Source organism: Streptomyces sp. 4N124 (assembly GCF_052245395.1).
Taxonomy (GTDB): domain Bacteria; phylum Actinomycetota; class Actinomycetes; order Streptomycetales; family Streptomycetaceae; genus Streptomyces.
Map to the genome: position 1 here is coordinate 216,771 of NZ_JBQQBS010000011.1, position 14,084 is coordinate 230,854.

The 14,084-nt window shown below is 72.0% G+C and carries 12 protein-coding genes; 4 read left to right on the plus strand and 8 right to left on the minus strand.

Translation table 11 applies throughout. The features are described from left to right. Positions 1–10: 10 nt before the first annotated feature. Positions 11–676, minus strand: coding sequence for a hypothetical protein (locus ACTWQO_RS14650; RefSeq protein WP_443237726.1), 666 nt, complete (start codon positions 674–676; stop codon positions 11–13). A gap of 218 nt (positions 677–894) precedes the next feature. Continuing rightward, positions 895–1,959 carry a lipoate--protein ligase family protein gene (locus ACTWQO_RS14655; RefSeq protein ID WP_443237727.1) on the minus strand — a complete coding sequence of 355 codons (1,065 nt, stop codon included), beginning with the start codon at positions 1,957–1,959 and terminating at the stop codon, positions 895–897. Between the two features lie 133 nt (positions 1,960–2,092). Here ACTWQO_RS14655 and ACTWQO_RS14660 point away from each other — a divergent pair, with 133 nt between their 5' ends. The 4 genes from ACTWQO_RS14660 (at position 2,093) to ACTWQO_RS14675 (ending at position 6,907) form a co-directional block, all read left to right on the plus strand. Beyond that, positions 2,093–3,904 carry a gamma-glutamyltransferase family protein gene (locus ACTWQO_RS14660; RefSeq protein ID WP_443237728.1) on the plus strand — a complete coding sequence of 604 codons (1,812 nt, stop codon included), beginning with the start codon at positions 2,093–2,095 and terminating at the stop codon, positions 3,902–3,904. A gap of 97 nt (positions 3,905–4,001) precedes the next feature. Next, positions 4,002–4,859 carry an inositol monophosphatase family protein gene (locus ACTWQO_RS14665; RefSeq protein ID WP_443237729.1) on the plus strand — a complete coding sequence of 286 codons (858 nt, stop codon included), beginning with the start codon at positions 4,002–4,004 and terminating at the stop codon, positions 4,857–4,859. A 132-nt stretch (positions 4,860–4,991) separates the two neighbouring features. Continuing rightward, entirely contained in the window at positions 4,992–6,401 is a 1,410-nt protein-coding gene (locus ACTWQO_RS14670) for a phytoene desaturase family protein (protein ID WP_443237730.1), read from the plus strand. Next, positions 6,398–6,907, plus strand: a complete 510-nt coding sequence (locus ACTWQO_RS14675) for an O-acetyl-ADP-ribose deacetylase (RefSeq protein ID WP_443237731.1) — start codon at positions 6,398–6,400, stop codon at positions 6,905–6,907. Before ACTWQO_RS14670 ends, ACTWQO_RS14675 begins: the two co-directional genes overlap by 4 nt. Before the next feature lie 58 nt (positions 6,908–6,965). On the opposite strand, the gene meaB is transcribed toward ACTWQO_RS14675, so the two are convergent. From meaB to ACTWQO_RS14705, 6 genes are all read right to left on the minus strand, one after another. Next, entirely contained in the window at positions 6,966–7,940 is a 975-nt protein-coding gene (gene meaB, locus ACTWQO_RS14680; protein ID WP_443237732.1) for a methylmalonyl Co-A mutase-associated GTPase MeaB, read from the minus strand. Continuing rightward, the gene (scpA, locus tag ACTWQO_RS14685; protein ID WP_443237733.1) at positions 7,937–10,099 is read right to left on the minus strand and encodes a methylmalonyl-CoA mutase; all 2,163 of its coding nucleotides are present in this window, start codon (positions 10,097–10,099) and stop codon (positions 7,937–7,939) included. The genes meaB and scpA overlap by 4 nt, the downstream gene beginning before the upstream one ends. Continuing rightward, complete coding sequence (locus ACTWQO_RS14690) at positions 10,099–11,898, minus strand: methylmalonyl-CoA mutase family protein (protein WP_443237734.1); 1,800 nt, start codon at positions 11,896–11,898, stop codon at positions 10,099–10,101. Before ACTWQO_RS14690 ends, scpA begins: the two co-directional genes overlap by 1 nt. Before the next feature lie 241 nt (positions 11,899–12,139). After that, on the minus strand, positions 12,140–12,973 hold the full coding sequence (locus ACTWQO_RS14695; protein ID WP_443237735.1) for an ATP-binding cassette domain-containing protein: 834 nt from the start codon (positions 12,971–12,973) through the stop codon (positions 12,140–12,142). Positions 12,974–13,001: 28 nt separating this feature from the next. After that, complete coding sequence (cbiQ, locus tag ACTWQO_RS14700) at positions 13,002–13,751, minus strand: cobalt ECF transporter T component CbiQ (protein WP_443237736.1); 750 nt, start codon at positions 13,749–13,751, stop codon at positions 13,002–13,004. Positions 13,752–13,757: 6 nt separating this feature from the next. Next, positions 13,758–14,084 (minus strand): energy-coupling factor ABC transporter substrate-binding protein (locus ACTWQO_RS14705; RefSeq protein ID WP_443237737.1); only part of this gene is annotated, 327 nt, incomplete at its 5' end.

The window sequence follows — 14,084 nt, forward strand, 5'->3', positions numbered from 1 at the left end:
GGGAGGACGGTCAGCCCTTTTTCTGGCCGTCCTCCAGCGTCGCCACCGCGTCCTTGGCGGCCTTGATGGCGCCCTTGTTGATCTCGTCCGTGCTGGGCGCCTTCTTGGACTCGAAGTCGCTGCCGTTGTAGGTGATGACCACCAGCGCGTTGGACGAGCGGACCACCACCACGCCCTCGCGGGTCTGCTGTTTGTCCTGCGTGGTGAGGTTCACCACCGAGTAGCCCGCGTCGCCCAGGCCGGGGACGTCACCGCCGCCGCTGTCGTCGGAGAGGCGCTGCTTGTACGACTTCTCCGCCGCCTCCTCCGAGTCCATCACCTCGAAGGACACGTCGAGCCAGCGGTAGTCGTAGCCCTTGAGCGCGTTCCAGGAGCAGGTGCGGCGCACCTTCGAGTCCGTGGACGCGATCTCCTTGCCGGCCGTCTTGGCGCCGGGGACCAGCGACTTGACCGTCTTCACGGGAACGCTCGTGCATGGGGCGGGGGCGGCGTCGTACGCCTTCGACGCCGCCGCGGTGGCGGGGGCGGTAGGCGACTGGGACCCGTTGTCCTGGCCGGCCTTGTTCTCGGCGGCCGGCGTCGAGGGTCCGGACGACAGGGCCCAGCCCGAGACGGCGAGCACGGCGACCGGGGCCAGACGCGCGGAGAGGGTGAGCGGCAGGGGTAGCGAACGCACGGCGCACTTCTCGTGGGGGACGGTGCGGACGGGGTCCGCACTGCGGACGGGACGCCAGTGTCACACGAGTCCCTGTGGGTTGAAAGTGCAACTTCGCTCTGTGCTTGTGCCGTGACTGCACCCCGTGCGGTTGAGGCAACTATGGGCGATTTACTGCGCTTTGGTTTACGGCGCTTGGTCACGGCGTCTTGGTTACGGCACTTGGTTACGCCACTTGGTTACGGCACTCTGGCCGTCCACTCCGGGGAGCCGAACTTCGCGCGGGCCAGCTCCTCGGCATGGGCCAGCTCCTCCGGTGTCACCTTGCCGTCGGTCAGTCCGTACCGGCCGCGGAAGGAGTCGATCATCCGCTCGATGACGGCCTCGCGCGGCAGACCGGTCTGGCGGCGCAGGGGGTCCACCCGCTTCTTCGCGCTCTTCGTGCCCTTGTCGGAGAGCTTCTCCCGGCCGATGCGCAGCACGTCCAGCATCTTGTCGGCGTCGATGTCGTACGCCATCGTCACGTGGTGCAGTACGGCACCGGGCCCGCCGTCCGGTCCCACCATCCGCTTCTGGGCCGCGCCCGCGACCTTCCCCTGCTCGGTCGCGATGTCGTTCAGCGGCTGGTACCAGGCCTTGATGCCGAGGCCGCCGAGCGCGCCCAGCACCCAGTCGTCGAGGTAGGCGTAGCTGTCCGGGAAGGACAGTCCCTGCACGAGAGCCTCGGGGACGGACAGCGAGTAGGTGATGGTGTTGCCGGGCTCCACGAACATCGCGCCGCCGCCGGAGATCCGCCGCACCACGTCGACGCCGTGCCGTGCGGCGGCCTCCAGGTCGACCTCGTTGCGCAGCGACTGGAAGCTGCCGATGATCACGGAAGGGGCGGCCCACTCCCACACACGCAGCGTCGGCGGACGCAGGCCCGCGGCGACCTGCGCGGTCAGCACCTCGTCGAGCGCCATGTGCATCACCGGGGACTGCGGACCCTCGTGGATCAGCTGCCAGTCGTAGTCGGTCCAGTCGGTGGCCTGCGCGAGGGCACGGCGCACGGCGATCCCGATGCCCTCCGAGGTCAGGCCGTACATGACGGTGTTCTCGGGCAGTACGGCGTCGATCCGGGCGGCGAGGCCCGCGGCGTCCGTGTCGGCGGGGGCGCCGTCGAGCGCCCGGTTCACGGCGTCCAGCGCCTCGTCGGGTTCGAGGAAGAAATCGCCCGCCACGCGCGCGTGCCGCAGCACACCCTCCTCGACGTCCAGGTCCACGACGACGAGCTTGCCGCCGGGAATCTTGTACTCGCCGTGCACCGATCCGCCTCCCTCATGTCCCTGATGGGCTTTCAACGTGTGGACCTGGGAAAACATTCCAACGCCGGGCAACTGTGCGCCTCGGCCGGTGAGTACCATCGCCGCACGTTCGCCCCGAAGGACGGAGTCCCCCGTGTTCACCACCCGCCCCACCCTCCAGGGCACCTTCGGCATGGTGTCCTCCACGCACTGGCTCGCCTCGCAGTCCGCGATGGCCGTGCTGGAGGACGGCGGCAACGCATACGACGCCGCCGTCGCGGGCGCCTTCGTGCTGCACGTCGTGGAGCCGCATCTCAACGGGCCCGCCGGCGAGGTGCCGATCCTGCTCGCGCCCGCGGACGGTGAGGTGCGGGTGCTGTGCGGGCAGGGCGTCGCCCCCGCCGGCGCGACGGTCGCGCACTACAAGGGGCTCGGTCTGGACCTCGTACCCGGCACGGGACCGCTGGCCGCCGCGGTGCCGGGCGCCTTCGACGCCTGGATGCTGCTGCTGCGCGACCACGGCACCAAGTCCCTGGACGACGTCCTGAAGTACGCCATCGGGTACGCCGAACACGGGCACGCGCCCGTGGAGAACGTCGGCGCCACCGTCGAGACCGTACGGCAGCTCTTTGAGACGGAGTGGACCTCGTCGGCGGAGCTGTACCTACCGGGCGGGAAGGCTCCCCGGCCCGGCGCGCTGCTGCGCAATCCTGCTCTCGCGGCCACCTGGAAGCGGCTGCTCGCCGAGGTCGCGGGGGCCGGGGACCGGGACGCGCGGATCGAGGCGGCGCGGGAGGTGTGGCGCGGTGGCTTCATCGCCGAGGCGCTGGTACGGCAGTCCGCGCGCCCCACCATGGACACCAGCGGCGAGCGGCACTCCGGCACGCTCGCCGCCGCCGACCTCGCCGGGTGGTCCGCGACATACGAGGCGCCGGCGACGTACGACTGGAACGGCTGGACCGTGTGCAAGGCCGGACCCTGGAGCCAAGGGCCCGTCCTGCTCCAGCAGTTGGCGCTGCTCCCGCACGAACTGCCGCCCTACGGATCCGCCGACTACGTCCATCTGCTCATCGAGGGCTGCAAGCTCGCCATGGCCGACCGGGAGGCCTGGTACGGCGACGCGGCCGACGTGCCGCTCGGCGAGCTGTTGTCGGCGGACTACAACGCGGCCCGGCGTGCGCTCGTCGGGGACAAGGCCTCGCACGAGCTGCGGCCCGGCAGCCCGGGTCGGCGCACTCCGCGACTCGGTGCGCACGCGCGCGTGGTCGCCCCCGATGTTCCGGGCTTCGACCCGATGGGCGCCGGTGAGCCGACCGTCCAGAAGCTCGCGGGCCTGCCCGACGTCGCCTCCGACGGCCACACGCGCGGCGACACCTGTCACCTCGACGTCGTCGACCGCTGGGGCAACATGGCCGCCGCCACGCCCAGCGGCGGCTGGCTGCAGTCCAACCCCGTCGTGCCCGAACTGGGCTTCCCGCTCGGCACCCGGCTGCAGATGACCTGGCTCGATGAGGGCCTGCCCGGCTCGCTCACCCCGGGGCGCCGGCCGCGCACCACTCTCACGCCGTCGATCGCGCTGCGCGACGGGGTGCCGGTCATGGCGTTCGGCACACCCGGCGGGGACCAGCAGGACCAGTGGCAGCTGCACTTCTTCCTCGCGGTCGCCCTGCGTGCCCGGGTACGCGGCGGCCTCGACCTCCAGGGCGCGATCGACGCCCCGAACTGGCACAACGACAGCTTCCCGAGTTCCTTCTACCCGCGCGGCATGCGCCCGGGCAGCGTCACCGTGGAGTCCCGGACGGACGCGGAGGTCGTCGAGGAGCTGCGGCGGCGCGGGCACGACGTGACCGTGGGCGAGCCGTGGTCGGAGGGGAGGCTGTGCGCGGTCGCACGGGATCCGGAGAGCGGAATTCTGTCGGCGGCCGCGAATCCGCGGGGGATGCAGGGGTACGCGGTGGGGCGCTGAACACCCGAAGAGGGGCGAAGAGGGGTGTTCATCCCGATTCCACCCGCGGTACATGGGGCGGGCGGGGATTGTCAGTGGTGCGTGCTCTCATGGAGGCATGATCGAGCACACCGAAACCATCGACGAGTTTCTCACGCGTCACTCCGCCGACGTGGAAGACGCGGTCCGCGAGGCGGCCGCCGCCGAGATCATGCCCCGCTTCCGCCGGCTGGCCGCGCACGAGGTCGACCAGAAGAGCGGCCCGCACGACCTGGTCACGGACGCCGACCGCAAGGCCGAGCAGTACCTCACCGAGGCACTCGGCAAGCTGCTGCCCGGCTCCGTGGTGGTCGGCGAGGAAGCGGTGCACGCCAACCCGGCGACCTATGAGGCGATACAGGACGACGCCCCGGTCTGGATCGTCGACCCCGTCGACGGAACACGGCAGTTCGTGCACGGCGACTCCGGCTTCTGCACCCTGGTCGCACTCGCCCGGCGCGGAGTGGTGCTCGCCTCCTGGACGTACGCACCGGCCCGCGACCAACTGGCCACGGCCGTACGGGGCGGTGGCGCCTTCCTCGACGGCGAGCGGCTGCACGCCGGTCCTCCCGCCCCCGGCCGCGACCTCCGCATCGCCACCTCCCACCCGGACTACACGACCGACGAGCAGAAGCGCGCGCTGCTCAGCCTGTGGACGGACGGCGTCGCACCGCGCGCCTGCGGCTCGGCGGGACTGGAGTATCTCGCCGTCGCCCGCGGCGAGTCGGACGCTGTCGCCTTCTCCTGGGAGGCCGCTTGGGATCACGCGGCGGGCCTGCTGCTGGTCGAGGAGGCGGGCGGCGCCCACCTGACGCTCTCGGGGGAGCCGTTCCGCGTCACGGGCGGGAACGCACTGCCGTTCACCGCGGCGCGCGACGAGGCCACGGCTCGCCGGGTCGTGGAGCTGCTGTCCGAGCCGTACCCGTGGATCCGATGACGGCGCCCTGACCGGGCTCCGCTCCCCCCGACGCCCGCCCGGCCCCACCGCGGCGCGAGGACTGTCAGCGCCCCGGCATATCCTGATCCTTCAGTGGCCATCGGCTGACAAAGGAGTCCGAAGGTGCCGTCGATGCTCGATGCCGTCGTGGTGGGTGCGGGGCCGAACGGACTGACGGCCGCCGTGGAGCTGGCCCGGCGCGGCTTCTCCGTGGCCGTCTTCGAGGCCCGTGACACCGTGGGCGGGGGAGCCCGCACCGAGGAGCTGACCCTCCCCGGCTTCCGCCACGACCCGTGCTCCGCCGCGCACCCCCTCGGCATCAACTCACCGGCGTTCCGGGCCATGCCCCTGGAGCGGCACGGCCTGGAGTGGCTGCACGCCGACCTGCCCATGGCGCACCCCTTCACCGACGGCACCGCCGCCGTGCTGTCCCGGTCGGTCGCCGAGACGGCCGCATCGTTCGGGCCACGCGACGCGGGCACCTACCGCAGGCTGGTCGAGCCCTTCCTGCCCAGGTGGGACACGCTCGCCCACGACTTCATGTCCCTGCCGCTCACCTCGCTGCCCCGGGACCCGGTGACCCTCGCCCGCTTCGGCCTCGTCGGCCTGCCCCCGTCGACCTGGCTGACCCGCCGCTTCCGCGACGAGCGCGCGAAGACGCTCTTCGCCGGACTCGTGGCCCACGTCATGGCCCCGCTGAACGGCATTCTGACCGGCGGCATCGGTCTGGTCTTCGCCCTGGCCGCGCACGCCCGCGGCTGGCCGGTGGCCCGCGGCGGCTCCCAGTCGATCTCGGACGCGCTCACCTCGTATCTGAAGGACCTCGGCGGCACCGTCCACACCGACTACGAGGTCAAGCGCCTCGACGACCTGCCGCCCGCGCGCGCCTACGTCTTCGACACCTCACCCACCGCCCTGGCCCGTATCGCCGGCTTCGGGCGGTACTACGAGGGCTTTCGCTACGGCCCCGGAGTCTTCAAGGTCGACTACGCGCTGGACGGCCCGGTGCCGTGGACCGCGCCGGAGGCCCGGGCCGCCGGGACCGTGCAGATCGGCGCGGACAGCGCGGAGATCGGCGCCGCCCTGCGCGCCGCGTCCCGGGAGGGCCGGGCCCCCGACAAACCGTTCATGATCACGGTCCAGCCCAGTGTCGTCGACCCCACCCGGGCTCCGGCCGGGAAGCAGGTCTTCTGGGCGTACGGCCATGTCCCCAGCGGCTGGACCGGCGACCTCACCGACGCCATCGAGCGCCAACTGGAGCGCTTCGCCCCGGGATTCCGCGACCGGGTCCTCGCCCGCGCGACCGCCGGCCCGCCCGAACTGGCCGCCCGCAACGCCAACTATGTCGGTGGAGACATCGCCTCCGGCGCCGTCTCCGGACTCCAGACCCTGCTGCGGCCCAAGCTGTCCCTGTTCCCGTACAGCACCCCCCACCCGGCCGTCTTCATCTGCTCCTCGGCCACCCCGCCCGGACCCGGAGTGCACGGCATGTCGGGGCACAACGCGGCGAAGGCGGTCTGGCGGAAGCTGAGGCAGCCATGACCACCATCACCCTCGTCCAGGGCGACATCACCCGGCAGACCGCCGACGCCATCGTCAACGCGGCGAACTCCTCCCTGCTCGGCGGAGGCGGCGTGGACGGCGCCATCCACCGGCGCGGCGGCCCCGCGATCCTCGAGGAGTGCCGGGCGCTGCGCGCGGCCCAGTACGGCAAGGGTCTGCCCACCGGGCAGGCGGTCGCCACGACGGCGGGCGAACTGGACGCACGCTGGGTGATCCACACCGTTGGTCCCGTCTTCAGCCCCACCGAGGACCGTTCCGCCCTCCTCGCGTCCTGCTACCGGGAAGCGCTACGAGTGGCCGACGACCTGGGCGCCCGGACCGTAGCATTCCCCGCCATCTCCACGGGCGTGTACCGCTGGCCGATGGAGGACGCGGCCCGGATCGCGGTGGAGACGGTGAGGGCCACCGAAACGTCGGTAGAGGAGGTCAGGTTCGTCCTGTTCGACGACCGCGCATACCAGGCATTCGCAGCACAGGTCGCCTGAACGCGCCCTATAGGGGCGCGGGGAACTGCGCGACCAGCCCCCACCGGCCCGCAGAGCACTACCTTCCGAAGGCCTTAAGAATCCGCTCCGCCGCCAGCGTCGCAGTCAACTCCCCATCCCGCACCTGCTGTTCAAGCCCGGGCGCAACCGAACGCACCGCCGGATCCGCATGCAGCCGACCCAGCAGCTCATCGCGGACCATGCTCCACGTCCAGTCGACCTGCTGGTCACGGCGCTTGGCGGTGAGACGGCCGCTGGAATCCAGCAGCGCACGGTGCTGTTCGAGGCGCTCCCAGACCGTGTCCAGGCCGGTCGACTCACGGGCGCTGCAGTGCAGGACGGGCGGCGTCCAGGCGACGTCCTTCCCATGCATCAGCCGCAACGCACCCGACAGTTCACGCGCCGCCGCACGGGCGTCGCGTTCGTGCGGTCCGTCCGCCTTGTTCACGGCGATGACGTCGGCCAGCTCCAGCACACCCTTCTTGATGCCCTGCAGCTGGTCGCCGGTGCGGGCCAGCGTGAGCAGGAGGAAGGAGTCGACCATGCCCGCAACCGCGGTCTCCGACTGGCCGACGCCGACCGTCTCGACGAGCACGACGTCGTAGCCCGCGGCCTCCATCACCACCATCGACTCGCGCGTGGCCTTGGCGACCCCGCCGAGCGTGCCCGCGCTGGGCGAGGGACGGACGAAGGCCGCGGGGTCCACGGCCAGGCGTTCCATCCGGGTCTTGTCGCCGAGGATCGAGCCGCCCGTACGCGTGGACGACGGGTCGACGGCGAGCACCGCGACCCGGTGACCGAGCGACGTCAGCATCGTGCCGAACGCGTCGATGAACGTCGACTTCCCCACGCCCGGCACCCCGCTGATCCCGATCCGCCGGGCCCGGCCGCTGTGCGGGAGCAGCTCGGTCAGCAACTCCTGTGCCAGCGCGCGGTGTTGAGGTCGGGTCGACTCGACGAGCGTGATGGCGCGTGCGACGAGTGCCCGCTTCCCGTCGAGCACGCCCTTCACATACGTGTCGAGATCGATCACTGCGGGTGTCCGAGGTCGGCCGACAGTCGCTTCACGAGGTCGTAGGCCGCGTCCGGGATCACCGTCCCGGGCGGGAACACGGCCGTCGCGCCCATCTCCAGCAGGGTCGGCACGTCCTGCGGCGGGATCACCCCACCGACGACGATCATGATGTCCTCCCGGCCCTCCGCCGCCAGCTCCTCGCGCAGCGCCGGTACGAGGGTGAGGTGCCCGGCGGCCAGCGACGAGACGCCCACGATGTGCACGTCCGCCTCCACCGCCTGGCGGGCCACCTCGCCGGGCGTCTGGAACAGCGGGCCGACGTCGACGTCGAAGCCGAGGTCGGCGAAGGCGGTCGCGATCACTTTCTGGCCGCGGTCGTGGCCGTCCTGGCCCATCTTGGCGACCAGGATGCGCGGGCGGCGGCCCTCGGCCTCCTCGAAGGAGGCGACGAGGGTGCGGGTGCGGTCGACGGACGGGGAGGAGCCGGCTTCGTTGCGGTACACGCCGGAGATCGTACGGATCTGGCTCGCGTGCCGCCCGTACACCTTCTCCAGGGCGTCGGAGATCTCCCCGACGGTGGCCTTCGCGCGGGCCGCGTTCACCGCCAGCTCCAGCAGGTTGCCCTCTCCTGCCGCCGCCCGGGTCAGCGCGTCCAGCGCGTCCTGGCAGGCGACGCTGTCGCGCTCCTCGCGCAGTCGCCGCAGCTTCTCGATCTGCTGGGTGCGCACGGAGGAGTTGTCCACCTTGAGCACGTCGATCTGCTCGTCGGAGTCCACCCGGTACTTGTTCACGCCGATGACCGGCTGCCGCCCCGAGTCGATGCGGGCCTGCGTCCGTGCCGCCGCCTCCTCCACGCGCAGCTTGGGGATGCCCGCGTCGATGGCCTGCGCCATGCCGCCCGCCTGCTCGACCTCCTGGATGTGCTGCCAGGCACGGCGGGCCAGGTCGTACGTCAGCTTCTCGACGTAGGCGCTGCCGCCCCAGGGGTCGATCACCCGCGTCGTGCCGGACTCCTGCTGGATCAACAGCTGCGTGTTGCGGGCGATGCGCGCCGAGAAGTCGGTGGGCAGCGCGAGCGCCTCGTCGAGGGCGTTGGTGTGCAGCGACTGGGTGTGGCCCTGCGTCGCGGCCATCGCCTCGACGCACGTACGCGTGACGTTGTTGAACACGTCCTGCGCCGTCAGTGACCAGCCCGAGGTCTGCGAATGGGTGCGCAGGGAAAGGGACTTGGAGTTCTTCGGCTCGAACTGGGACACCAGCTTCGCCCACAGCAGCCGCGCCGCGCGCAGCTTGGCGACCTCCATGAAGAAGTTCATGCCGATCGCCCAGAAGAAGGAGAGCCGCGGCGCGAACGCGTCCACGTCCAGGCCCGCTTCACGCCCGGCCCGGATGTACTCCACACCGTCGGCGAGCGTGTACGCCAGCTCCAGGTCGGCCGTCGCGCCGGCCTCCTGGATGTGATAGCCGGAGATGGAGATCGAGTTGTAGCGGGGCATCCGCTGCGAGGTGAAGGCGAAGATGTCGGAGATGATCCGCATCGACGGCTTCGGCGGATAGATGTAGGTGTTGCGGACCATGAACTCCTTGAGGATGTCGTTCTGGATGGTCCCGGCCAACTTCTCGGGCGGTACGCCCTGTTCCTCCGCCGCCACGATGTACAGCGCGAGGATGGGCAGCACGGCGCCGTTCATCGTCATCGATACGGTCATCTTGTCCAGCGGGATGCCGTCGAAGAGCTGCCGCATGTCGTAGATGGAGTCGATGGCCACGCCCGCCATGCCGACGTCGCCGGTCACCCGCGGGTGGTCGCTGTCGTAGCCGCGGTGCGTCGGCAGGTCGAAGGCGACCGACAGGCCCTTCTGCCCGGCGGCGAGGTTGCGCCGGTAGAAGGCGTTGGACTCCTCGGCGGTGGAGAAGCCCGCGTACTGGCGGATCGTCCAGGGCTGGTTGACGTACATCGTCGGGTACGGGCCGCGCAGATACGGCGCCATGCCCGGGTACGTCTGAAGGAAGTCGAGGCCCTCCAGGTCATGGCCGGTGTAGAGCGGCTTGACCGCGATGCCCTCCGGGGTCTCCCAGAACGCGTCGTCGCTCCCCGCGGCCTTGCGCCACTCGTCGGCGCCGACGTCGGTCCTCGGCTCCCCGAGTTCGATCCCGGTGAAGTCGGGGATTCCCATCAGGACACTCCCATGCGGTCGAGGGTGGCGGAGAGTACGGCTACGGCGTCGCAGCCCGCGAAGACGTAGTCGTCGACGGGGTACTGCCCGGGCTTGCCCGCGAGGAACACATGTGTGGCGCCCGCTGTCCTCAGGGCCTGTGCGGTGTCCGCCGCCTGCTCCTCGTACAGCGTGTCGCTGGAGCAGAGGCAGGCCTCGGTGGCGCCGCTCTCCTCGAACGTGCCCTCCGTGACGGGTTCGATGCCGCCCGCCTGGAAGAGGTTCGCGGCGAAGGTGAGCCGTGCGGTGTGGGCGGCGGCGGGGCCGAGCGCGGCGAGGAAGATCCGCGGCCGGGTGCCGGTCGCGGCGAGGTGGGCGTCGGAGCGGGCGCGCAGCGCCTCGTACGCCTCGTCGCGGTGGACACGGGGCAGGCCGCCGGACGGCGCCGCGGGCGCGGACGCGCGCTCCACCGGCTTCTCGGCGAGGTGCGGGAACTCGCTGACACCGGTGATGGGTTCGCGCCGCTTGGCGAGCTTCGCGCTGCGCGCCTCCCAGGTCTCCGCCAGCTTCTCTCCCAGCCGGCCCGAGCGCAGCGCGGCCGCCTGGCCGCCGATCTGCTCCAGCCACTGGAAGAACTCCCAGCCCGCGTGGGCGAGTTCGTCGGTGAGCCGCTCCACGTACCAGGAGCCGCCCGCCGGGTCGATCACCCGGGCCAGGTGCGACTCCTCGATGAGGATCGTCGAGGTGTTGCGGGCGATGCGCCGGGCGAACGCGTCCGGCAGGCCGAGCGCGTGGTCGAAGGGCAGCACGGTGACGGAGTCGGCGCCGCCGACCCCGGCGGCCAGCGTGGCGACCGTGGTGCGCAGCATGTTCACCCACGGGTCGCGGCGCGACATCATCACCGGCGAGGTCACCACGTGCTGCACCTGCCTGCCGGGCCCTCCGCTCACCTCGGCGACCCGCGCCCACAGCCGCCGCGCCGCGCGCAGCTTGGCGATGGTCAGGAACTGGTCGGCGGTGGCCGCGTAGCGGAACTCCAGCTGTGCGCAGGCCTGTTCGACGGTGAGCCCGGCCGCGGTCAGCTCCCGGAGATAGGCGACACCGGTCGCGAGCGAGGCGCCCAGCTCCTGCGCGGCCGAGCCACCGGCCTCGTGGTACGGCAGCGCGTCCACGGTCAGCGACCGCAGCCCCGGGTACTCCTCGGCGCACCGCCGGGCCAGTCCGGCCGTGGGCGCGAAGTCGAGCTGCTGCCCGGTCCGGGCCTCGTACCCGAGCGGGTCGGCACCCAGATTGCCGCGCGCCGCCTCAGGGGCGACGCCGCGCTCCTCGTACAGCCGCAGCAGTTGGCCTGCCGCCTCCTCGGTGTCCCGGCCGGCCTCCAGGACGACGGGCGCGAGGTCCAGGTACACGCTTTCGAGCACTTGGCCGAGCGCTGAGACCGGGAAACCGCCTTCACCGACAACCAGCCACAGGGAGGTGACGCCGTTTTCGAGGTCGGCGAGGGCGAGGTCGCCCGAGGCCGTCGCGTGCCGCTGCCGCACATCCCAGCCGCCCTTGGTGTTGCCCTCCGGGCGGCCACCCCGTACGAACGGGGCAAAACCCGGGAAACCGGTTTCGGGAGCGGTGTCGAGCGCGGTGTACAGGGGCCGGGTGCGCAGCCCGTCCTCCAGCGCGGTGGCCAGGGCGTCCTCGGCGGCGGCACCCGTGACGTCCCGGCCAGACTTGCGCAGGACGCCCTCCACGAGGCGTTGCCACTGCTCATGGGTCGCGGCGGGGAACTCGGCGGCCGTCGAGAGCCCGTCATTGGGCAGGACTGTCATGCTCGGGATGCTAGGCGAGAGCCCTTGAGCAGGAGCAGAGCCCCAGGCTGTGACCTTGCCCTCGCCGCTTCTGTGACCGACGCCGCATCGCTTCGCCGGGTTGGGGCGATGTGCGGCTCCGCCGTGGGGGCGCGGGCCGTCGGGCGTGTGCGGGTCCGTGGGCTGGTCGCCCCCCTCCCCCCGCGGCGGAGCCGCATATGGGTACAGCCCCGCGCCCCTTCGGGGCGCTCGCCGGGTGCGCTTAGACCACCACCAGCGCGGCTAGTTCCTCGGGGGTGCGCGGGCCCGTTGCCGTCGCGGCCAACAGGCCGTGCGCACAGAGTACTTGGGCCGCCGCGACACCCCACGGCAGCCGCAGCCCGGCCTGCTGGAGGAGGTCGGTGCGGGCCAGCATCTCGGCGGCCGGGCCGGTGCGTACTCCGGACGGGGTGAGCAGCGCCGTGTCGTCGGCCCAGCGCAGGGCGAGGTCCACGTCGTGCGTCGCCATCACCACCGTGGTGCCGCCCGCGCGCAGGGCGCCGAGGGTGGCGAGCAGCCGCTCCTGGCCGTCGGGGTCGAGCCCCGCGGTCGGCTCGTCCAGGATCAGCACCCGGGGCCGCATCGCGACCGCGCCCGCGATCGCCGTCCGCTTGCGCTGACCGTAGGACAGCAGATGCGTGGGCCGGTCGGCCAGGGCGGCGATGTCCAGCGCGGCAAGCGCCTCGGCCACCCGCGCCCGCACATCCGGGTCGGGCAGCCCCAGATTCAGCGGCCCGAACGACACGTCCTGCGCGACGGACGCGGCGAACAACTGGTCGTCCGGGTCCTGCACCACCAGCTGCACGGTGGTCCGCAGCCGCGTCAGTCCTTTCCGGTCGTACGACACCCGCTGCCCGTCGAGCGTCAACTCCCCGGTGTGCGGCCGCAGTCCGCCGCTCAACAGCCGCATCAACGTCGTCTTGCCGGTGCCGTTGCGCCCGAGCAGCGCGAGCGCACGCCCCTCACGCACCTCGAAGTCGAGCTCGCTGAGGACGGCCGGACCGTCCTCGTAGGCGAAGGAGGCGCCCCGCAGGGCCACGAGGGCGGCGTCGCTCATGACAGGGGCCCTTCCCACGCGAGGGTGCTCATGTCAGCGGCCTTTCCAGTACGAGGGTGAGGGCGGCCAGCGTCGCGAGCAGCGCCACGCTGGCGGCCGTGAAGCGGACGGAGATGCGGGCCTCGGGCACGAGGACGCGCAGGGTGCCGTCGTAGCCGCGCCCGGCGAGCCCGGCCTGCAGCCGTGTCGCCCGGTCGAAGGCCCGCACGAACGCGGTCGCGCCGAGCCCGGCCAGCGAACGCCAGGCGGCGGCCCGCGTGGTGTGCCCGAGCCGCGCGGCCTGCGCCTCCCGGATCCGGCGCATCGAGTCCAGCAGCAGGAAGCTCATGCGGTACGTCACCAGCGCGACGTCGACGACCGGTGCGGGAATCCCGGCCTTCACCAGGCGGGGCAGCAGATCGGACATGGGTGTGGTGAACGCGAACAGCAGCACGCCGAGGGATGCGGCCGAGGTGCGCAGCAGCAGTTCCCCGGCGCGCACATGCCCCTCGGCGGCCAGGGTCAGGAACCCGTCCGGTCCGCCGACCTGCACCAGCAGGGTGGCCGCGCCGGTCACGCAGAAGCCCAGCGGGACACGGTAGGCACGCCACAGCCTGCGGCCGGGTACGCCCGCCGGGCCCAGCAGCACGGCGAGCGCGGTCAGCAGCACCAGGTCCGCGCCCGGCCATGGCGGCAGCGAGATCGCCAGGACGGTGAGGCCAAGCCCGAGCACGGCCTTGTCCACGGGGGGACGGCGGCGCCAGCGGCTGCTGTGCGCCGCCGCGTCGATGGGCAGCACGCGCGATCAGGCCTGTCCGGCGGCGCCGCGCGCGCCGTCGGGCTCGTGCGCGGCCTTGTCGTCGCGCGCGGCTTCCCCGTCGGGTGCGGTCTTGTCGCCGGCCGCGGCTTCGGTGGCCTGCCGAGCCAACGCCCGCTGCTCACCTTGGCGCCGCCCACGTCGCACACCGAAGTAGTAGGCGAGGGCGCCGGCGCCGATCGCCGCCTGGAGGGCGAACAGCCCCGACTCGATCTCGGCGGAGGGCGGCTCGTACAGCGGCGAGAACCAGGGCTCGTAGTCCGGCTCGATCTCGGTGATCGCGGTATCGGTATAGAAGTAGGAGAACGGGGACGG

Excerpts from the sequence above, each read along its gene's own strand:
- ACTWQO_RS14665 (WP_443237729.1), top strand. The coding sequence starts at position 4,002 with ATGATCGAGCACACCGAAACCATCGACGAGTTTCTCACGCGTCACTCC.
- ACTWQO_RS14670 (WP_443237730.1), top strand. The coding sequence starts at position 4,992 with ATGCTCGATGCCGTCGTGGTGGGTGCGGGGCCGAACGGACTGACGGCC.
- ACTWQO_RS14675 (WP_443237731.1), top strand. The coding sequence starts at position 6,398 with ATGACCACCATCACCCTCGTCCAGGGCGACATCACCCGGCAGACCGCC.
- scpA (WP_443237733.1), bottom strand. The coding sequence starts at position 10,099 with ATGGGAATCCCCGACTTCACCGGGATCGAACTCGGGGAGCCGAGGACC.
- ACTWQO_RS14690 (WP_443237734.1), bottom strand. The coding sequence starts at position 11,898 with ATGACAGTCCTGCCCAATGACGGGCTCTCGACGGCCGCCGAGTTCCCC.
- ACTWQO_RS14695 (WP_443237735.1), bottom strand. The coding sequence starts at position 12,973 with ATGAGCGACGCCGCCCTCGTGGCCCTGCGGGGCGCCTCCTTCGCCTAC.